This is a genomic window from Ruegeria sp. BC8 (assembly GCF_056535705.1).
On sequence record NZ_JBQFIV010000001.1, the window covers coordinates 933,023 to 953,594 of the forward strand.

14 protein-coding genes and 1 pseudogene are annotated in these 20,572 nt (G+C 53.9%); 8 read left to right on the forward strand and 7 right to left on the reverse strand.

Features of this window, described 5'->3' with window-relative positions; translation table 11 throughout:
* The first annotated feature begins 306 nt into the window (after positions 1-306).
* The gene (locus tag ACR3EK_RS04875; protein WP_170422163.1) at positions 307-543 is read left to right on the forward strand and encodes a hypothetical protein; all 237 of its coding nucleotides are present in this window, start codon (positions 307-309) and stop codon (positions 541-543) included.
* Between the two features lie 602 nt (positions 544-1,145).
* Here ACR3EK_RS04875 and cls read toward each other — a convergent pair.
* Together cls and ACR3EK_RS04885 are read right to left on the reverse strand one after the other, a co-directional pair.
* Positions 1,146-2,567, reverse strand: a complete 1,422-nt coding sequence (cls, locus tag ACR3EK_RS04880; protein WP_245223189.1) for a cardiolipin synthase — start codon at positions 2,565-2,567, stop codon at positions 1,146-1,148.
* Between the two features lie 385 nt (positions 2,568-2,952).
* A complete protein-coding gene (locus tag ACR3EK_RS04885; RefSeq protein WP_480632817.1) occupies positions 2,953-3,822 on the reverse strand; it encodes a helix-turn-helix transcriptional regulator in 870 nt (289 codons plus the stop codon).
* Positions 3,823-4,224: 402 nt separating this feature from the next.
* On the opposite strand from ACR3EK_RS04885, the gene ACR3EK_RS04890 reads away from it, so the two are divergent.
* From ACR3EK_RS04890 to ACR3EK_RS04910, 5 genes are all read left to right on the forward strand, one after another.
* On the forward strand, positions 4,225-6,576 hold the full coding sequence (locus tag ACR3EK_RS04890; RefSeq protein WP_348540085.1) for an arylsulfatase: 2,352 nt from the start codon (positions 4,225-4,227) through the stop codon (positions 6,574-6,576).
* A 96-nt stretch (positions 6,577-6,672) separates the two neighbouring features.
* Positions 6,673-8,310, forward strand: a complete 1,638-nt coding sequence (locus ACR3EK_RS04895) for a DUF1254 domain-containing protein (RefSeq protein WP_170612385.1) — start codon at positions 6,673-6,675, stop codon at positions 8,308-8,310.
* Between the two features lie 326 nt (positions 8,311-8,636).
* A complete protein-coding gene (locus ACR3EK_RS04900) occupies positions 8,637-9,149 on the forward strand; it encodes a DUF1269 domain-containing protein (RefSeq protein ID WP_480632818.1) in 513 nt (170 codons plus the stop codon).
* Between the two features lie 140 nt (positions 9,150-9,289).
* Positions 9,290-9,565, forward strand: a complete 276-nt coding sequence (locus ACR3EK_RS04905; RefSeq protein WP_170422179.1) for a DUF3302 domain-containing protein — start codon at positions 9,290-9,292, stop codon at positions 9,563-9,565.
* Positions 9,562-10,689, forward strand: a complete 1,128-nt coding sequence (locus ACR3EK_RS04910; protein WP_170422152.1) for an HlyD family secretion protein — start codon at positions 9,562-9,564, stop codon at positions 10,687-10,689. Before ACR3EK_RS04905 ends, ACR3EK_RS04910 begins: the two co-directional genes overlap by 4 nt.
* Before the next feature lie 250 nt (positions 10,690-10,939).
* On the opposite strand, the gene ACR3EK_RS04915 is transcribed toward ACR3EK_RS04910, so the two are convergent.
* The 3 genes and pseudogenes from ACR3EK_RS04915 to ACR3EK_RS04925 all read right to left on the reverse strand — a co-directional run bounded on the left by ACR3EK_RS04915 (position 10,940) and on the right by ACR3EK_RS04925 (position 15,438).
* A complete protein-coding gene (locus tag ACR3EK_RS04915; protein ID WP_170800535.1) occupies positions 10,940-11,806 on the reverse strand; it encodes an alpha/beta fold hydrolase in 867 nt (288 codons plus the stop codon).
* Positions 11,807-11,855: 49 nt separating this feature from the next.
* The gene (locus tag ACR3EK_RS04920) at positions 11,856-13,250 is read right to left on the reverse strand and encodes an alpha/beta fold hydrolase (protein ID WP_480632819.1); all 1,395 of its coding nucleotides are present in this window, start codon (positions 13,248-13,250) and stop codon (positions 11,856-11,858) included.
* Between the two features lie 266 nt (positions 13,251-13,516).
* Positions 13,517-15,438: pseudogene (locus ACR3EK_RS04925) on the reverse strand (DUF3604 domain-containing protein).
* A 124-nt stretch (positions 15,439-15,562) separates the two neighbouring features.
* Between ACR3EK_RS04925 and ACR3EK_RS04930 the strand changes: the two are divergent.
* Positions 15,563-16,270 carry an IS6 family transposase gene (locus tag ACR3EK_RS04930; RefSeq protein WP_480632820.1) on the forward strand — a complete coding sequence of 236 codons (708 nt, stop codon included), beginning with the start codon at positions 15,563-15,565 and terminating at the stop codon, positions 16,268-16,270.
* Here ACR3EK_RS04930 and ACR3EK_RS04935 read toward each other — a convergent pair.
* Positions 16,252-17,094 (reverse strand): hypothetical protein, encoded by an 843-nt coding sequence (locus tag ACR3EK_RS04935; protein ID WP_480632821.1) that lies wholly within the window; start codon positions 17,092-17,094, stop codon positions 16,252-16,254. The genes ACR3EK_RS04930 and ACR3EK_RS04935 overlap by 19 nt on opposite strands.
* A gap of 932 nt (positions 17,095-18,026) precedes the next feature.
* Complete coding sequence (locus ACR3EK_RS04940) at positions 18,027-19,034, reverse strand: helix-turn-helix domain-containing protein (protein ID WP_170357373.1); 1,008 nt, start codon at positions 19,032-19,034, stop codon at positions 18,027-18,029.
* Positions 19,035-19,181: 147 nt separating this feature from the next.
* Here ACR3EK_RS04940 and ACR3EK_RS04945 point away from each other — a divergent pair, with 147 nt between their 5' ends.
* Positions 19,182-20,564 (forward strand): amidohydrolase family protein, encoded by a 1,383-nt coding sequence (locus ACR3EK_RS04945; RefSeq protein WP_480632822.1) that lies wholly within the window; start codon positions 19,182-19,184, stop codon positions 20,562-20,564.
* Positions 20,565-20,572 lie beyond the last annotated feature (8 nt).

The window sequence follows — 20,572 nt, forward strand, 5'->3', positions numbered from 1 at the left end:
TCTCTACCAGTGTCAAAACGGCGGCCAGGTTGTCAAATTTTTTAAGCCACCATTATTTGCCCCTGTAATCGATTGAACGTGGCTGCAGCGATGACGGCGAGTAATGGATCAGCAAACAGTGGTTGAACCGTGCATGCAAAGTGTTTGGAGGGTATCGCAGTCAAGCGTTTGGCTTTTGGTTCGGATCTCAATTCCAATCCCAAATTAGCAAAACTGTAGCGCTGCGAGAGTATACAGAACTTTGAATTTAAACTAATACTTACATCATTAAATAAGTTCTGGCCCGCAGCGATAGGAGAGATTGACATGGCTGATATTGCGAAATGGATGGATGATCTCAAGCAAACACGTGACGAGCTTCGTTTGCAACTTCATCTTGGTGCGAAAGAAGCAGAGGATGAATGGGAAAGCCTTATGCGTGACTGGGACTCGTTCTTGAGTAAGTCTCAGTTCGAAAAGTCCGAAGATGAAGTCGGAGAAGCGGCCCGCGAGCTGGGTCTGAAGATGAAAGCCGCCTACGAACGTATGAAGAAAGCAGTTTAGTCTGCGGAAACAAGCGAGGATCACTAAACGCGAAAAGTTTTGAAAAACTCAAACGTATGGCGTGGCTACGTCATTTTAATTGGGGTGTTCTGAGCGAGATAGTCTCAATCGCGTAGTGTCCTTGCAAAATTGCCATCTCGACGATTGTTCATTTCTTAACCGCAAGGGACAGGCGATCAGATCGCGCGCCGTCGTCTTGCGGTGGCACGCTATCAATCTGGCTTAGTGGTTTTGCTATGCTTGTTGCAGTGATTGGCCTATTTTTTGGGAACGTTGCCTGTTCTTCTGTCTGGGCGATAACTACGGGAAAGCGCTGGGCGGCGGAATCCTTGCTGTTTGAGCCTGGATCTTGCTGTCGTCCCGGTGCTTGTCGCGCCTCGAATGAGCGCTGAACGAGAACCGGAACCTGTCATTGAATTTCGCGATCTCGCAATGGACGATATCAAGGCGGCATAGTCGGAATGGCTGGGTGAGGCAAAGCATCTGGAAGAAAATGTGCGGCGTATTGCCTCCTATCCGTTTGGCGCTGTGGAATCGACTCTGCTTGGCCCGCTTTTTTCAACGACGGCGAAGTCTCTCTACAAGAAGGTGCAAACTACCAATCACAACAAAGGCGAAACTAGTCGGGACAAGGGAGCACCAATTCTGATACGTTTTGGTTGCTGCGACAGCCTTTTCGAAAGTTCGAAGGAACGTTCGAAATCAGCTTCAAACATCGCTTCTAGTTGTGATGCAGCACTATCATCAAAGTAAACCGCCATGGCTTCAAAGTTCAATCGAAACGACCGGTTATCCATGTTCATGGTTCCGACAACTGCAAGCGTATCGTCAACAAGTACGACCTTTTGATGCATGAAACCCGCATCATAGCGCATCACTTTGACTCCTACGTCGCGGATCTCGTCAAAGTATGCGAAGGCAGCCAACCAAGGAACGGTATGGTCTATGACCTCCGGGACCAATATACGCACATCTAGGCCGCGTAGCGCCGCTAGTTTAAGCGCGGTCAGAATATCGATATCTGGCACAAAATAAGGAGATGCAATCCACACTCGTTTCTTAGCTTCAGCGATGCAGGATATGAAGAACATGGCCCCTGTTTCCAGTTCGTCACCCGGACCAGTAGCGACCAAAAGTGATGTCATGTCAGCTTTATCTCGATCGGCATTCCAATTCAGGTCATCGATCAGTATTTCGTCTGTTGCCCAGTGCCAGTCTTCCACGAAAATCAACTGAAGCTGGGAAACTACTGGGCCAGTCATCTGAACATGTGTGTCGCGCCAATTACCAAAACGTGGATCGAGTCCTTTGTACTCGTCTCCGAAATTCAAACCACCCGTGAAGCCCACATGACCGTCGACAACTACTGTTTTGCGGTGATTGCGAAAATTGAGCTGAAAACGGTACTTCGGCCCCCTTGTCGACTTCGGATCGACGAACTCTACCCCTGCTGACTTTAAGCGCTGAAAATAGGTGGGAGGAAGCTTTTTGCTTCCTACAGCATCGACCATGAAGCGGACCGACACCCCTCGTTCAGCGGCATTGATCATGTGATCGCAAAGGGCTCGGCCAACGCCATCATCGTTGACGATATAGGATTGGACAAGCACGTATGATTTTGCAGTATCAATCGCCTTGAAAATCGCTGAGAACGTCTCCTCACCATCTATGAGAAGCTGAAAACCATTTCCGTCTACTCCGGGTAGTTCTGCGATCTTTTCAAAAAGTGTTGTGTCGTTCTTGGGTTTGGACTTAGGCCTATGTTGTTCGCGATAAGTCGCCACACCTTCAAGAACCTGTTCGCTTGAGGCACGACTTATTTCATAGCCACGATATTTGTGGTGTCCAAGAAACAGATAAAGCGGCACACCAAGGTAAGGTGCTGTTACAAGAAAGATTGCCCAACCGATCGCGCCTTGAGGAGTACGCGCCGTCTGGATAGCGCGCCACGCGAAAACAATCGCAATGACCTCTGACGCGATGAGTGCAATAATCAAAACCGTGCCGAGCATTTCATCGCCCATTCCATAGACAGGGGAAAGCCTGACTGAGTTACCCTCGGGCCAAAGCTATGTGAGTTTCCCATTCGTAACAACTTTTGGGCCCTCCGTCTGGTCTTGTCAGACGAACTTTTGTTGGGCGTGGCGGGGCAGTAAAGCCGCCGTTCGGATTTCGGAAGCTGTCGTTGGGGCAATCCTGGCTGACCGACTGCTCAGAGCCCAAAGCGGACCTTCGAACTCGACGCGGCAACAGGCAGAACTAAGCGCGAAACGGAAATCGCTCCACTGCTATCTAGCAGTAATGGTGTCTCAAAGTAAGCCTTTCGCGTACACGTTGAATGCTTCTGGTCGGTTGTCTCGTGGCTATAAACTCCACTGCTCAATGCCTTTTGCTAGCCAGAGAAGAGGGTCAGGTGCCTCCGCGCGACCGGAACTCTGATGGAGAGCACCCCTCCCACTTTGAGAAGGCCGTAGAAAAGTTCTGCCGGTGCGAAAAACCAATGCTTTGAGCGACCTCGTCAATTTCGCGGCCTTGCCGTAAAGCCTCTCGCGCGATGGCATGGCGCGGGCCATCGCGGAGGCGATCAAAACGGCTGCCCTCTTTTTTTAGGGCATCCTGGAGGGTTCTGAGCGGTTTGTCGAGAAGGTTAGCGACTTCGGTTTGCGCAAGAGGGCGCTGGTTGGTGCGCAATGACGCGTATTGCAAATGAGTTACGAGGTCGGACATCTCACAGGACGCATTGGGCACTTCGGGCGCCTCTGCCATGGCCAAAAGAAGGAGATCGGACAGGTCGGGCCTGGAGTGTTTGAGCGGCGTCCGCAAGAGGTGATCATCGAACTCAACTGTTCCGATATCACCCTCCGAAACCTGGCTCACGCCACTGAGAAGTGTTGTGTGGTGAGCGCGCGCTCCGGGATAGCTCACCCGGATATGCGCGCTGCGTGTGCCCGTGCGCTGGGCGAGAAGGTTGCAGATCAGTCCGATTGTGTATTGCACATCGAGCGAGGCTTCCGGGCCCACGCCGAAGGGGTGAACGTACGTGAACCGACAACGATCCCTTCGCACTCGGAGGCCAACACTGACCCCGGGAACGATATAGGGAACCGTGTCGCGCAGAATGCAGAGGGCGGCCCAGATAGTCTCAGAATGAATGACGGCTTTGCCGAAAAGCCCCATATCCGCGAACTCTTGGTCCATACCTGCCCTCAGCATGATCCCGCCAAGATCATCGAGGTGGTCGATGCGGGCGAGGCCCTCTAGGTAGGTGCCGTCGGGCATCCAACGCTCCGCCTGATTCGGAACATCGAGCCCCGCTACCTCTGCGGAGAGACCTTTCCCCAGACCAAACATGGGATCAGACAGGCACTTAAACAAACCCAGCAACAGGCCCGCACGGACCTGTCTCGAGTCGTCGGGACGGCAAAACGATCGATCTTCCCGTGTGTTTGAAGACAATAGTTGGTTCCTTGGGCGCTAGTGTTGATTCTTAGATTAAGCGATTTGTGCCTACAACACTGCAGCAAAAAGAACTCGACGCGGCGCCTCCCGGACATGTCCTACGAAGAGCGCTGCCAAAAGGTAGCGGTTTCATTCTGGCTCGCGCTTCATGCCGCGCGACATGGAAGCAGTCTGACAAAACGAGGTGCGTCGCGCAGTTCAAATCAAAAGGAGGAGACAGCCGTGAAACTTTTTGAACTGACCAGGTTGCCCATGGCGCTCTTGGCAGGAACGCTCGCCCTGACTGCCGCGCCAGCTGTGGCCCAAGATGACTGGGATCGCTCGGTCTTGCCGGTCCCAATGACTGAGTTTGGTGGCCATATCGCGCTCCGCACCTCGGACTCGAGTCTCGATTTTCCGCGGCAGGTGTCCGCACCCGAGGGTGCGCCCAATGTTCTCTTGATCATGCCGGACGATGTGGGCTTTGGCGCGCCGACTGCCTTTGGTGGTCCCGTGCCAACCGAAGCCTATGATCGGCTTGCCGAGGATGGCCTCCTGTTCACCCGGATGCACACGACGGCACTTTGCTCTCCGACCCGATCGGCGCTGATTTCCGGGCGCAATCACCATTCCAACTCAACCGGCGTCATTATGGAGCTGGGCACTGGTTTCCCGGGCTACAACTCGCTGATGCCAAAAGAGAACGGCACCATTGCCGAGATCCTGAAAGGCAACGGGTACAACACCGCTTGGTATGGCAAGAACCACAACGTGCCGGACTGGCAGTCGAGCCAGGCCGGGCCGTTCGACCTGTGGCCGACGGGGCTTGGTTTCGAGCAGTTCTTTGGCTTCATCGGTGGCGACACAAGCCAGTTCACGCCCGCGATCTTTGACGGCACCAAGCCGATTGAGCCGCCGAACACCGATGATTACCACCTGGATGAGGACATGGCCGACCGGGCCATCAACTACATCCGGGAACAGCACGCGCTCGCACCGGAAAAGCCCTTCTTCGTCTACTACGCGCCGGGCACAAGTCACGCGCCGCACCACGCCCCGCAAGAGTGGATCGACAGGTTCAAAGGCCAGTTTGATCAGGGCTGGGACGCCGTACGCGAAGAGTCCTTCGCGCGTCAGAAAGAGCGCGGCATCATTCCACAGGATGCTGTGCTTACGCCGCGTCCGGAACAGCTTCGTGCCTGGGATTCGCTGAATGATCAGCAGAAAGAGCTCTATGCCCGCATGATGGAGGTCTATGCCGGGGCGCTGTCGCACATGGACTACCAGATCAACCGCATCATCGACGCGGTCGAGGAAACCGGCGAACTCGACAACACGTTGATTATCTACCTGATGGGTGACAACGGCGCGTCGGCTGAGGGCAGCCCGGATGGATTGCTAAACGAGATGACGTTCTTCAACAACATCCCCGTGCCCTTCGAGGACACGTATGCGCGCATCGATGAGCTGGGCGGACCGAATACGTTCGGCCACTTTCCCTCGGCCTGGGCGCACGCGATGAACACGCCGTTCCAATGGACAAAGCAGGTGGCCAGCCATTTTGGCGGGACCCGCAACGGCATGATCATCCGCTGGCCCGCTGGCATTGAAGCGCGGGGGGAGGTCCGTGATCAGTTCCACCACGTTATCGATATCATGCCGACAATCCTCGAAGCGGCTGGCCTGCCAGCACCGACCTCGATCAACGGGGTGGCCCAGTCCGAGATCGAGGGCACCAGCATGATGTATGCCTTCGATAACGCGGAGGCACCCTCAACCCGCCGGACCCAGTATTTCGAAATGCTGGGCAACCGCGCGATCTACAGTGACGGCTGGATGGCGACCACCACACCGCCGGAAGCCCCCTGGGTCAGCGTGGTAAAGCCGACCGATGTAATCACCGAGTGGGATTGGGAACTCTATAACGTTGCCGAGGACTTCACCCAGGCCAACAACCTTGCCGCAGAGAACCCCGAGAAACTGGCAGAGTTGCAGCTTCTGTTCTACGGCGAGGCAGCAAAATATGACGTGCTGCCGATTGTCAGCAGCAAGGTGGAGCGCATGGATGTCTCGCTGCGCCCCAGCCTGACGGCGGGTCGTACAGAGTTCACCTACTACGACAACATGACACGCATTCCCGAAGGCACCGCGCCCGACTTCAAAAACAAGTCGCACACCATCACGGCGCATATCGAGATCGCTGACGGGGACAATGACGGGATGCTCGTCACCCAGGGCGGCCGGTTCGGCGGCTGGGCGCTCTACGTGCTCGATGGCAAGCCGGTCTACACCTACAATGTTGCCAATCTTGAACGTTACAACATTGAGGGCGACCCTCTGTCGGCTGGCAAGCACACGATCCGCTACGAGTTCGAGTATGATGGCGGCGGCGTCGGCAAGGGCGGCATGGGCAAGCTTTTCGTTAACGATGAACTCGTTGGCGAGGGTCGGGTCGAGCGCACCATGGGCTTCCGAATCTCGCTCGATGAGACATTCGACATCGGCTCCGACGCGGGCGAACCCGTGAGCGAAAGCTACCACGTGCCCTTCGACTTCCCCGGCACGCTGGAGAAGGTCGAGGTCAAGTTGCGGTAACCGAGGTGTTCAGGTGTGGACAGGGGCATCAGCCCCTGTCTGCGCAACGAAGACATCAACAGCTATCCCTCAAATCGAATCTGGAGAACACTCTTCATGACAAGAAGAACCACCATATCCATCGCGATAATTCTGGCATTGTCGGTATCGGGATTGAGCCCGGCTTACGCTGAGGTCGAATACGAACCCATTCCAGAATTTCTCACAACGCCTGACGAGGTAGAATCGACGCGTCTCGGAACTCTGACGTTCAAAGACGGCTATCCGACGGGAGACACAGCCCAGAAGGTGCAGGATGAGCTCGACTACCTTCACGGGATTGAGACCTTCATGAACACGATCCAGGTCGTATCGATGCACGGCTTCTACAAAGGCTTTCTCGACATCGGCGTGCAGCACAACGAAGTGCTGCTGTTCGAAGAACTGATGGACGCGCATTCGCTCTTTCTCACGGCGAATGCCGACACACCCTATTTCCTGTCATTCATCGACCTGAACGATGGCCCCATGGTTGTCGAGACCCCGCCTAATGTGCTGGGCATCTTCGATGACATGTGGTTCCGTTGGGTCATCGATTTCGGCTTCCCCGGCCCTGACCGCGGTGAAGGCGGCCGGTATTTGCTGGTGCCCCCGGGATATGACGGCGTACTGCCCGAAGGCGGCTACTATGTGGCCCATTCCCGCACGAACCGGGTCTTCATGCTGGGGCGTGCGTTCCTTGAGGACAATGACCCAAAGCCACCGATGGACACGGTCAAAGAATACACCAAGATCTACCCCTATGTTCCGGGTGGAACGGGCACGAGCATCGGGTCATTTCTGTTGGGCGAAGCGCCAATCGCCGGTGTAACCACGGAACATCCTTCTCCTCGGTTCGTCAACGGCACTGGCGTGTCGTTCAACACCATCCCACCGAACGATTTCACCCATTACGAGTGGCTTCACGAAGTGATCCAGATGGAACCTGCCTCTTCGTTTGATGTCGAGCTTGCAGGGCAAGCAGCTGCAATTGGCATCGTGAAGGGTGAAGAGTTCAATCCGGATGAGCGGATGAGACGGATCCTTGATGAGGCAGTCGCGGTCGGCAACGCCGGGGCCCGTACCCTTGGCATGGGCGCACATCCCAGGGACCATTTCCGATACTACGATGAGGACTCGGCCTGGTGGGCAAGTCTTTGGGCAGGTGGCTATGACTTCATGAACCCGCCGGGTGTGGTCGAAGACGGAGAGATCAAGCCGTTGGAGGACAAAGGCGCGCGCAAGTATCATTCGCGGACGTCGTGGTTCTACACCGCTACTGGCGTGACACCGGCGATGATCATGCGGCTCGAAAACATCGGCTCGCAGTACCTGATTGCCAATGTCGATTCCGATGGTAACCCGTTCGACGGCGCCAAGACCTACAAGCTGGATCTACCGCCGGACATTCCCGCGGCGCGCTTCTGGTCGATGACGGTCTACGACAACCAATCACGCGGGATGCTGCAGACATCGCAGCGCTATCCGCGTGCGGGCAGTCAGACCTACCCGAGCCCGGCAGCCGTGGAAAACGAGGACGGTTCGACAACCATTTGGTTCGCGCCGGAACAGCCGGAAGGTGTGGAGCGGGGCAACTGGATCGAGACCGATCCGAAAAAGGGCTGGTTCACCTTCTTGCGCCTCTACTTCCCCGAGAAGGCGTTCTTCGACAAGTCCTGGCGGCCCGGTGAGTTCGAGCTGGTAAGCGGCGACTGATCGCCGTCAGGCGGGGGCGGCGTCCTGCGCCCCTGCTGCTCTTTTAACATGCAAGGTCAACTCTGATGTTAGTCAATCAACCATGCCGTCACTCAAAGTCGCAGCTGTTTTCTTTAAGTCCGAGCCTAAGGGGCGCATGCTGAGTTCAATGATGGATCCTATCGGTTGCCGAGTATTCACCGTGTCGAGACCGTCGATGTCTCCGTGAAATGAACCCGGCTTGGATACGATTGGGGCGTTCGATTTACTCCCGATCACAACGCAAACGGTAAGTTTATCAAAGACGTCGCGTTCACTGGCTTCAAAATTTCAAAGGGAGAGAACCAATGTCCAACCTTGTCATCATACTTTTTGAAGGCCGTCATGCCGCGGACGAGGCGCTACTTCGCGTCGCGAAAATGTCGAAGGAATGGGAGGCCGACATTAATGAGTTCATAGTGATTACGCGGAATGAAGCTGGCGACATCCGGATCAAGAACTCTGACACGCTCACCGCGACTGGTATGCTCGGCGGAGGTGCGATGGGTAGCCTGACAGGCGTAATGATTGGTGCGCTGGCAGGCAATCCGGCGGCTGGCCTGCTACTTGGGGCGGCTGCTGGAACCGGGATGGGAACACTGGCCGGAGCCCTCGATCAGGCCGATGACGAAGACCGTCTGGCGGCTATGATCGGTTCCAAACTGAAGCCAGATACCTCTGCGCTTGCAATGATCGGCTGGACCAGCCGTCCGACAAAGCTGCTCAACGAACTCGAGGGCCTCAAGGGCGAAGTGATCGAAACATCCTTATCGGTCAGTGATGAAAAAGAGCTGCGCGCCGCATTGAGTACGCAAGCCTAGCCATAGGCTAATTGACCGTCGATCGTGCGGATCGGCCACACTGATCCGCATAAAATCTGTAACCGCTCGAACTGTCCGCCATACTTTGCTGAAGGTCCGGTGGTCGACACAAGAGGTTGGGGCTGCTGGAGAAAATCGAAATGAGTGGATTGGATATTTTTGCGTGGATCGTGCTGATTGTGTTGATCCTCACATTTCTGGTCGGGTTCATTTACCTGGCCATGTTGCCAGGCAAAATCGCCACAGAGCGCAGTCATCCACAACGGGACGCGATCAATGTCGCAGGTTGGGTCGGAGCTCTGACTTTTGGGGTTTTCTGGCCGCTCGCTTTGATATGGGCTTTCACAAGGTCGCCATTGTCAAAACAGATTGAATCGAGCGGGGGCAGACGTGCGGATTCAGGAGAGACCGCATGATTGTCTTTCTAACCCTAGCTTATGTCGCGGTTTTGTTCGTTCTCGTAAAGATGAAGGTTCTACCCAACACCAAGGCCACATGGCTTTCAACGATTGTGTGGATGGTCGTGCTGTTGATCTTTCTTTTCATTCCAATGCAGTGGGGCGCTCCTTCAGGACCGATAAAGGTCCTAACACGCGCCACCCAGATTGTTCCGAATGTTGCGGGACAGGTGATCGAAGTTGCAGCGAAACCAAACGTTCCGCTGGAAGAAGGTGAAGTACTTTTTCGCCTCGATCCGGAGCCCTTCGAGATAGCCGCTCGACAGGCGGAAGCCACCCTGGCGCGGGTTGAGGCACAGGTTCGTCAGGACCAAGATGCGCTTGCCTCAGCACAAGCCCAATTACGTCAGGCTCTTGCGCAACGGGACCTCGCAAAACTACGTTTTGAAGATGACAGCAGGTTGGCCGTCAGCGGTACGATCTCTCAAAGCCGACTCGAATCAACAGAAGCCAGCCTGGAAGCTGCGGAAGGCGCTGTAGATCAAGCTCGATCTGCCGTGTCACGTGCCGAGGTGGAAATCAGTGCCCTCACAGATGACGGTGAAGTCGCGAAACTGGCTGAGGCCAGAGCGTCCCTTAACCAGGCTGAATGGAATCTTGAACAGACGATTATCCGTGCGCCATCAGAGGGATACCTGACCAATCTCGCGATTACTGAAGGTCAGCGCGTGGTTACGTTTCCCTTTGCTCCAGCGGGAGTGTTTGTCGACACAGCCGAAAAAGTTGTGATCGCCGAAGTCCATCAGATTTATCTCCGCCACATCGAAGTGGGTCAGCCTGTCGAAGTGGCTTTCAAAACAATGCCAGGTGTGTTGATAACAGGTACCGTCGAAACCGTGCTCGACATTGCCTCGCAAGGGCAAGCGCAGGTGACCGGTACGGTGTATCAGGCAGGTCAGATCGCGAGCGAACCGTTCATTGTAAGGATAGTTCTCGACGATCCAAACATCCTAGATGAGATCCCGCCTGGTGCCGCCGGAATCGCGGCGATTTACACAGAAAGCGCGTCCGCCACACATGTTATTCGTAAGGTCATCATTCGGATGAACTCAATCTTGAACTACATCCGCCCGGACATTTAGAAGTTCAATAGTTGCGAAGCTTACTTGCTACTTGGCTTAAACAAACACTTTAAGCGGAGATTTCTAGACTGTGGTTTGGTGATCCACTTTGGACCACTGAGAGGCATTTGAATGATTTTCGTAATGTCGGCTTTGTCCGCATTGCAGCCGTTCGCGATATTCAGGCCAATGTCCGCATCGGGCCCAGAACAGACTTTTTAGATGGTTTAAACTGTCATGTGATATCTAGCGCGACGAGCGTTAAACAGGCCTACCTCGTCTCGGCAGGTACATCGTGCTTCAAGTAGTCCAACACCGCTATGCAAAACTCTTCCGGCTTCTGAACGGGGAACAAGTGCCGGGCATTCTCGATCACTCTCAATTGGCTTGATGGGATCAACGAGTGTGCGGCACGAGTGGTAATTTGGTAGAAAGTGCGGCTTTGAGCACCCAAAGCGATCGCAACAGGAAGTGCCAACTCCTGCAGATCTTGGCTTAAAACTGGTGGTGCCGGAGGTCCGGCGAAGAGCAGCGGCAGCATCCTCGCATTCTCAACCATCATCCCCCGAATATCCTCGGGAAGCCCATTAAATGCGCCATACTGCGCGTTAACGTCATCCACGAATTGCTGAACCGTACCTTCAAGGTTTTCTGCTTCGGCTAGAATGCGAGCTTTCTCGCTCATTGTGACTCGATCGTTTAGAGCCTCTTGGGCTTTTTCCTCGTCAGAAACAAACGTTGCCAACGCGGGTTCGTAAAGGAACATGCGCTTAACGAGCCTTGGATGCTGTACTGCCATCGTTAGACAAACCCCTGCGCCCAAAGACCACCCAACAAGTGTCACTGGTTCAAGCTTCAGACTTCGAATGAACTCGGCGAGATCATCTGCAAGGACTTGTATGCTGAAATTCTCTCCGTCGTCTGGCCACGCACCTGTTCCGAAGTAACGCATCGTCAATCTGATCATCCGGTAGTGTGGGGCGATTAGATCACGGTGCGCATCCCAAACCCGATGATCTGCATTCGATCCATGAACAAAGACCACGGGCTCTCCTTCGCCGTCTTGGGCGTAGGACAGCCTGTCCGCATTTATTGCAACTCTCTGTTCCATTGCTCTGGCGAAGTACTCTTGTTGCATTTGTTTTGAGAGATATAGCGCCAGACCCGAAGATACTTGGAGCAATAATTCAGCTGTGTTCAGCCAAGAAAGCCAGGGCGTCCCTCTCAAAACGTGGCCATTCCGGGTCGTTGTCCGGGATGGTATGGTTGGAGCTTTCGTAGGCGATGAACTTCGCGTTGGGTAATCCCTTCGCAAACAATTGTCCTTGTTCGACCGGTTGCATCCTGTCACTGGTCCCATGACAAACAAGGCACGGCACCTCGACCTTGGACAATATCGGTGAGATATCGATGTTATCAATCACACCGCGATACCGCCCCATGTTTTCGGGTGAAATCATCTTGCGCATATCTTCGGCATATTGCCGCCGTTCTTCTTGGCTCGCGCCCGGCACGATGATTTGCGCCATCAAATCACGCAGAGACGGATAATCATCGTCCCACCCGGCAGTCATCATTTGCTTAATTGCGTTGGCGCGTTCCACATCTTTTTGTGATGTTCTTTTTGCCCGACCAACGGGGAACCCACCTATCATTACGATCGCAGACACGCGGTCAGGTCGGCGCGCTGCGAAGGCGGCTGCCACTGCTGACCCCTGCGATATCGCAAGGATCGGGGCGCGCTTGATACCCGCTGCGTCGAAAACGGTTTCCAAGTCATCAACGAACCGTTCGAACGTGCATGTTTCGGCGTCCCAGTCGGATAGACCGTTGAGCCTGGCATCAAAACGGACCAAACGATGCCGTTGAGCGATGGACGTATAAATTGGAGCTTTCCCCGGATTGCGCCAGTCAAGCTCCAAGTGTCCAATCCAACTTGGCGCCTTTACGACCGGAGGACCGTCTCCAACTGAGCTCCAGGCCAGACTAATGTTGTCGTCAGTTTTGCAAAAACGAATTTCCTGTGTTTTGGCGAAGCGAGCACGCGAATTGGACACATGTTCATCGGTGAAGTTGAACGACAGCACTTCGATCGGCTGTTCAATGCCTTTGAACGTATGTAGCCCTTCCCGGCGTAATCGTTTGGCATAATCCGCTCCGGCAAGATCACAAAGTACCTTTGAGGCCAGAATGCCCCCGGGTACGGCTGCCGATTGGAGCCGCGCAGCGATGTTGACGCCGTCTCCGAAGATATCGTCGCCATCGACGGTGACGTCGCCGACATGCAAACCCGCTCTAAGCTGGATACGTTCCGGAACCAAATAGGGATGGTCTGGCTCTCTTAGCTCGGTTTGGATCGCAATTGCCGCTTCTAGGGCGTTTCCGGCCGACGGAAATTCAATCAATGCTCCGTCGCCCAACAGTTTGACCACCCGGCCAGACTTTTGCTCAACGATCGGCGTTACCAAATCGCGGTACAAGGTGTTCAGTGTTTTGAGAAGTAGCTTGGAGCCACCCTGCATCATCCGACTGAAGCCGACGACATCGAGAGACACGATTGCAGCAAGGCGACGTTGACTCATGGTTACTTCCCGCAAGTTGGCTCGAAAACACTACCACGTTAAAAGACTGTTAGAACCGGCAACTTGCCTAATACCTGCCAACGGGCGGTGGCATGATCGGTGAATAAGATCTCTAGTTGCCGGAAGACGTGTGGAGGCGATCATTAAAAAGGTATGCCTATCCGTTTTCTCGGGGAACGGCGGATTTGTCTGCTAAGAGGTCAGTCAGACGGAACGCAGCGAATGGCTGCTCTGAGCCCATGCCCGACCGACATCGTAAATTCAAACTATTGTTGTGGCGAGTACCAAATCGGCGAAGTATAGGCGCGTTCCTGTGCTGTCATAGGGACACCATCCGGCATGTTTATTCCGAACTTCACTGCATCATACGCCGTCCAGCGCGGGGTTGGAATTTCTATAACCCGGGCATAATAAAATGCGCTTTCCGAGGGATCGAAATCCGGGTCTTCCCACACGGCTCCCAGCTCAGAGGCTCCAATCGTGTTAGTCCACGAGGGGATAGAAAGGTCCACTGTGGTGCCTATTGACGGCAACTTACCAGCGGCATCTGGTTCGCGGGAACCAGACCAGGCCACGTCGTAGACTTTTTCCCGTTGCTCTCCATCTGCATCTATCCAGCCCTTTATGATCTGGATTCGATCTAGGTTTGCTCCCATCGGATCACGAAGCGCATATACCAAAAAAAAGGTGCGCCTTCCCCTGGGCCAAGATTCCCACCCATCGGCACACCCTTGGTGTATCCCACAAGCGCCAAGTCCCGCCGCAAGGCATCCTCTTCGGTAAAAGAATATCCTCCGAACATTCGGACGCGCATTCGAGGTCCTGTAGTTGCGTAGGTTTCACGCCGATGCATCGCATCCCAAATGGCTTCGCGGGAATTCTCTTGCGCCCATACAGCTGTCAAACCGCCAGTAATATATTGCGACGAAAGCAGCGCAACATTCCCGTCTGCATAGGTCTTGCTGACATGTTGGCTGCGCTCTTCGCTGGGCTCATAACCGGTGAACTTCCCGAAGAAATTGTCGTTATCTGGAGCCGTTAAGCCTGTGTGTGTGTCACTAGCCCCGCCCAGGCCAAACTTGAAAGGGTTTACTCCCAAACCCTTTTCCAAAGATAGGCCGCGAAGTAACCCGGATCGAGCATATTCACCAGGTAACATTTCTGGCTCTTTCGGAACAGAAGCATCCAGATTGCCGTAGTCCCATGTTTCGAAGTCAGCAAATTCATCGTCTGGTGATAGGAACGGGTGGGCCTCACCATCTCCCTTAATCTGAGTTGGTTCGTATAGTCTTTCCCATTTGTTTCGCGCTTCTGCGTATGCGGGATCTAACGGCACCCCATCCGCGAAGTCATCGACTAACGGGAACATCCAGCCGTTAGACAAGTTCCCATTATGTGGAATAGCAAGAACACGCCCGCCTGTCGTATGCTCATAGTTCTCCAACCATTTCCAAAGATCACGAGGGTTAGGTGAGCCCACAGGTGGCGTTGTTGTATAAGGCAGTATCTGTCTTGTGAGCTCCGGGCCGTCGCGAAAGATCACATTTCGGTGCAAATTGTTCCCTGCAACAAGTGATGTCCATTCATAGGCGATAAAGGTGCTGAACACGCCTGGATCATTGTACTCTTCCGCGGCATCGATAATGTCGTCCCAAACACGGGCGTACGCGGGGTTGCCCGGTTGATAGTTCAGCGCAGGCGAAACCTGTCCTTGAGCAAACGCCGCTGTAAGCTCGAGCGCTGCCGCTAGTGCGGCTTCGCCACCCTTATTGAATTCTTCATGGAAATATCTGCCTTGCTCATCTGCTAAGATGTTGGGAGAACCTCCGATGATGTCGGTGATAGCACCCATCGCATCCGAATGATCTGTAATCATGAAGAAATCGAGAGGCATCGACAGTTTTACAGGTTGCCCCGTGTTCGACACAACTTCTTCTCCGCGCGCAAACCGATAGGCATCGCGCGGCATGAGGCGCGTACCGCCTCCACCAGCATCCCCGGAAAGACCAGTATGAACGTGAGTGTCACCAAAATAGACTTGAGTTGGATATGCGCGCTCAGCGTAAGGTGAATAGGGTCGACCGGAAGGACCGGAAAGGCCTGTCGGATTTATTGCATCCTGAGCTAAGACTGGGCTCCCCAGAATGAGAGCTGCTGACAAAAGAAAGCGAAACAATTTTTCCTCCATAATTGAAGACACCTTACCACAACTCTGCTCGAGAAGTTATTTCGACTGAGTTCGAAGGTTTGCTAAGGGTCTTGTCAGAAGAACTTTGCTTGAGCGGGGCAGGGTGGTTGCGTAGCATTTGCCCATGACCAGACCGGCCTCTTTCAAATACTTTAAAACCAGCCCCGAGATCATCCGCCTTGCAGTGATGCTGTATGTCCGTTTCCCTCTCTCGCTTCGGAATGTCGAAGATCTTCTGCATGAGCGAGGCATCGATGTTAGCCACGAAACTGTCCGATATTGGTGGAACAGGTTTGGCCCAATGTTTGCTGCTGAAATCCGAAGAAAGCGTGTTCAGCAATTGAGAGCATACTCCAAATGGAAGTGGCATGTGGACGAGGTTTTCGTGAAGGTGAATGGCAAGAGACACTACCTCTGGCGTGCCGTCGATCATGAGGGCGAAGTGCTGGAAGCCGTTGTCACCAAACGTCGAAACAGAGCTTCAGCACTGAAATTCCTCAAGAAATTGATGAAGCGGCACGGAAAAGCGAACAACTTCGTCACGGATCGCTTCGCTTCCTACAAGGCGGCGCTTAGAGATTTGGGTGCTCTCGAAAAACTACAGACGGGCCGGTGGCTCAATAACCGGGTTGAGAATTCGCACTTGCAGTTCCGACGACGCGAACGCGCAATGCAGCGTTTCAGGCGCATGCGAAGTTTGCAGAAATTCGCCTCCGTCCATTCCTCCGTCTACAACCACTTCAACCAGGAAAGATCGCTCACTAGCCGAGACACCTTCAAGCTGACACGCGCCGCCGCTCTTAGCGAGTGGCGTCAACTTTGTTCCGGATAGGTTCGCGGTTTCCGCGGCAAACTGAGACTGGTTCGAATTTGTCTGACAGCACCCACTTGACCGTCACCGCCAAATGCCTTGCCCGTCAGCATGCCCGCGGTCACCTGTAGGCTGCCGAACGTCGCGTCCGTTTCCCAATCGTGGATGATGGCCGGGTCGAAGGTCAGGTAGAAACGCGGATTTTTCAGCTTGGGAACATAGTAGAAGTCGATCGTGGTAGTGTTCACATTCTGACCTTGATCATTTCCGCCCTCCAGTCCGAATGTCTGAACCCAGGCCGGGGCGAAAATTGCTCCGTTGTTGAGAAACCACGCGTAGAAGGCCGAGGTTTCACCGGCAAATTGACCATAGCCGGCGGCTTCGGTTTCTGCTGTGTCCAGAAACAGTTCAAAAGTGAAAGCGGCCCCGTTTTTCTCGGTAAGGTAAAAAACGTCAATGTAGGTAACGCTGATGTCGCCCAGCGTGAATTCAACCCCTGGCTTTCCGCCGAAGATGGGGTTTGCGTTGAACGGGCTGTCCGATCCGGGCACGGTGATCCGGAAGGCCCGTTTCCCACCCTCACCAAAAGGCTGCGTATAGAAGGCCTCGAACAGACCGGTGTTCAGGTCGGAATTGATCTGGTTGAACTGATACTGAAGCCCAAACTGCGTCGTGAGCAGCGTTGGATTTGTTCCGTTGTTGATCTCGCTGAGGTCTTCCTGAGCTTTGGCAGGTGGTGCAATGGTGGCTGCAAAGAGAGCTACCATTGCAGGTAATCTGCGCAGCTTCGGTGCAAGCGATGTGCCCGAGGCTCGATACAAGGATTTGATTTCGACGGTGTCCACTCGGCTGTTCCCCATCTCGAGTTGGTTCTGATCTCGTCAGCCTTTCGACACGCGCTGACACTCTCGCATGAGACAAGCCCAGATTTCGAATTGCAACCTGAAAGAATTTTCATACACCATGAGGGATCATGAGGGATGATGTGCTACCCAACGCGTCCTCGACCGTTGTCAGATTTTCTGCCGATCTGGCCGGAGGTTTCTGTTCCATTGATCTATGCTGCCAGTTCGGCCACCATACTCAAGTCCGTTTCGACGACCTTGGCTGTGAGAATGGTCCTATTGATGGGTTTTAATTGGACACGGCTATCCAAAGCCGGCCTTCACCCATAGCCGGGCACCGGCGGTTGGGTCCGCACTGTGTAATTCGCCAATCCGCAGATTTAGCCGTTGCAGCGAATATCAGGTTCGGCGGGCCGCACCGCAGCATGCCGTGCTACGAGTGAACGGCAGGTCTGGGCCGTCCTCAAACTATGCAATGGTCCCTATCCTGCGCATTGCTGTAATTGGGGGATCGCGCAGCATCGGTCAAAGTGGGCTCAGTGTTGCCGTTCTCCGCAGCAAGCATGATTGGCTGGTCCCAGCCTGAAGCAGGCATTCACAATCACGCTTTTCAGTTTTGCACCAAGCCATTGACTAGGACATGCGCGACGTTCAGGAAATCATGTTGTCTGCTGTAAACGACTGAAATGGGCTCGGTGCCATCGTTGTCTGCTGTTAGCATGATTGGCCGCACGCAGCCCGAAGCGGACCTTCGCAACCAAGCTTTGCTAACTCCGAAATACACAACGAAACGGCCAGTTGCAGAGGTTGTATCGGCGGTGGCAACCAACCATTCATGTCGTCGACTAACCTGTTCAACGTCGCACTACAACTTCTCCGAACTGATCCCACGAGGACCTAATCTTCGAAGCGTTCATTTGGCTCGACCACATTTACTTGCTTCGGAACTTGGTCGGTGTCATTCCGGTCTGACCTCGAAAAAAGCGAGTGAAATGGGACTTGTCAGAATAGCCGAGCATCAGTCCGATCTCTGCAATTGTCATCTGGTTTTGTTTGAGGTGCTCCTTGGCGACATCGATACGCAGCCGTTTGATTTCGCGCGGTAGCGTTGTGCCTTGTTTTTGAAGCGCTTTCAGAAACCGTTCCGGTTGTATTCCCAGCATTCCAGCCACCATCTCTGGTCCCAAATCGGTTTCATCCAGTTTGTCGCGTAAGACAGATCGCAAAGCTGCCACCACGGTTACTTCTTCATCTTGTCGAAGTGATGCTATGGGCTTGGCAGAACCCTCAGAGACGTGGTGCAAAAACAACCATTCCACAGGAAAACTAATTTGCATTCCGGGATCAGTCCCAAGGCCAACCTCGATCCCTTTGTAGTCGATAGGCAGCCCATTGATGTATCTGCTTTCCCATCGCACACGGGAAGAGTCCCAGGACTCTCCGACGACGGTCTGCAATAGGCGTACATAGATTGCGGCACCAAAACCGGTCACCTGAATGGGTGGGACGGTTGGTTCCTGTTGCCTCTCGATACGATAAGTCGCTTTGTCTGCTTCAATGACAAGGCTGTGCCGCACAGAATTGGACTCCTGCGGCACGAGCTCAACAAAGCGGGTAAAAAACTCGAACAGCGTTTTTGTAGATTGCAAGGCTTGAGCGAAGGGCGGCCATCCTTGTAGGTCAAACGCTTCCCCTACATTCAGTCCTAGGTATCGATCCCCTGATACTTCTGAGAAAGCATTTACCAAGCCGTAAACCAACTCGGAGTGAACGAACACGGATGGGTTAGTCATCAGTTCAGCTTTCAAGCCGACCTGATCCAATGCTGGTTGCGGATTGATCTTACGTTCGGTGAGATATTGCAGAAAGGGAGCGGCTAAAGAGAGGCGAACAAAGCCCTCGCTATGCTCTCGGGAGGTGGAGTTGAAAGGCAAGCTCATAACCCTTGTTGGATTAGCTTTAAGAAGTGGCCATTTTTGCAGTCACATTCGTACATCCTAATTCAAAAGGGGCAACCGAGCCAATGAATTCCAGACTATAGTTGGCAAAACATGAATATGAAGGGAGTACTTATGTCCGGCTTACGAATGTCTCTTTACTCGACGGCAATTGTCGCGGCAGTTCTTTCTTTTTCGGCGACCGCGCAGGCTCAGGATCAAGAAGAACCCCAAACGCTGTTTACCAACGTGCATGTCTTCGACGGTGTGAATGAACAGCGGATCGAAAATGCAAGCGTTCTGGTTGAGGGCAACCTTATCAAGGTCGTCTCAACTGATGCGATCGATGCCCCCAATGCGGAGGTGATCGATGGCGGCGGTAGGACACTCACACCGGGCTTCATTGAGCTTCACGCACACCTCATGCTCATGGGACCGTCTATCGCTTCCATGGAAACGAACTCGACCTGGGAGGATTTTGGCATCCATGGAACCAGGATGGCCGAGATGTACCTGATGCAAGGATTTACGACTGTAAGAGATGCTGGCGGCGCCAACGGCGGTCTGCGGAGGGCCATCGACGCCGGACAGATCGTCGGTCCACGTCACTATGCGTCAGGCGCGTTCCTCGGGACACGCGGCGGCCACGCTGACTTCGCATCCTTCACCTCGCCGCCGGGCGGACAGACCAACTTCGGTAATCTGAACATGGCGCAACAAGTCAGCGGTGTCGATGATGTCTACCTGTATGGTCGTAATAACATGCGCATGGGGGCGACACAGCTGAAATTCATGCAGTCGGGTGGGGTGATCTCGGCGTTTGACCCATGGCAGTTGCTCGCCGGCTCCAAGGAAGAAATCGAAGCTGCCGTTCAGGTTGCCAACGAATACGGCACCTATGTCATGGCGCATTCTTACCGCAAGGAAGCAATCATGAACGCCCTTGAGGCCGGTGTAATGTCCATTGAACACGGCTTCTCCTTCGATTGCGAGATTGCCGAGATTATGAACGAGAAAGGGGCTTACATAACGACTAACCTCACGGCTTTTGATCCGGGTTTGTTGGATATCCCATCGGTCAAGAACGAGCCCAAGAGCCTCGCGAAAGCGATATCGGCGTCCGCGACTTTCGCGAACTACATTCCGAATATGAAGGAATGCCCGGTAAAACGCGGCTTTCAGACCGATTGCGTGGGATCAGTGGAAGCATGCAACATCCAGATTGCTTATGAAAAACATCTCAATAACGAGTTCTTCGGACCGTACCAGTCGATGGTGACACTTACGTCAATCGGCGGTGAGGTCGTAGCTTTGTCAGGCGATTTTTCGAACCCTTACACGGCTGGCAAGCTCGGTGTGATCGAGGAAGGCGCCTATGCGGATATCCTGCTGATCGACGGTAATCCGCTCGAAGATTTCTCGGTGGTTGGTACGGGTGATCAATGGTTTGGGGCCGACCCGAGGCCTGAAAGCCCAGAAACAATCCGCCTGATCATGAAGGACGGTGTGATCTACAAAAACACACTGGATTGACCAGATAA

What these genes read in the sequence shown, in the direction of transcription:
- ACR3EK_RS04895 (WP_170612385.1), top strand. Translation starts at nt 6,673, where the DNA reads ATGACAAGAAGAACCACCATATCCATCGCGATAATTCTGGCATTGTCG.
- ACR3EK_RS04915 (WP_170800535.1), bottom strand. Translation starts at nt 11,806, where the DNA reads ATGCAACAAGAGTACTTCGCCAGAGCAATGGAACAGAGAGTTGCAATA.
- ACR3EK_RS04905 (WP_170422179.1), top strand. Translation starts at nt 9,290, where the DNA reads ATGAGTGGATTGGATATTTTTGCGTGGATCGTGCTGATTGTGTTGATC.
- cls (WP_245223189.1), bottom strand. Translation starts at nt 2,567, where the DNA reads ATGGGCGATGAAATGCTCGGCACGGTTTTGATTATTGCACTCATCGCG.
- ACR3EK_RS04910 (WP_170422152.1), top strand. Translation starts at nt 9,562, where the DNA reads ATGATTGTCTTTCTAACCCTAGCTTATGTCGCGGTTTTGTTCGTTCTC.
- ACR3EK_RS04940 (WP_170357373.1), bottom strand. Translation starts at nt 19,034, where the DNA reads ATGAGCTTGCCTTTCAACTCCACCTCCCGAGAGCATAGCGAGGGCTTT.
- ACR3EK_RS04875 (WP_170422163.1), top strand. Translation starts at nt 307, where the DNA reads ATGGCTGATATTGCGAAATGGATGGATGATCTCAAGCAAACACGTGAC.
- ACR3EK_RS04900 (WP_480632818.1), top strand. Translation starts at nt 8,637, where the DNA reads ATGTCCAACCTTGTCATCATACTTTTTGAAGGCCGTCATGCCGCGGAC.
- ACR3EK_RS04885 (WP_480632817.1), bottom strand. Translation starts at nt 3,822, where the DNA reads ATGCCCGACGGCACCTACCTAGAGGGCCTCGCCCGCATCGACCACCTC.
- ACR3EK_RS04930 (WP_480632820.1), top strand. Translation starts at nt 15,563, where the DNA reads ATGACCAGACCGGCCTCTTTCAAATACTTTAAAACCAGCCCCGAGATC.
- ACR3EK_RS04945 (WP_480632822.1), top strand. Translation starts at nt 19,182, where the DNA reads ATGTCTCTTTACTCGACGGCAATTGTCGCGGCAGTTCTTTCTTTTTCG.
- ACR3EK_RS04920 (WP_480632819.1), bottom strand. Translation starts at nt 13,250, where the DNA reads ATGAGTCAACGTCGCCTTGCTGCAATCGTGTCTCTCGATGTCGTCGGC.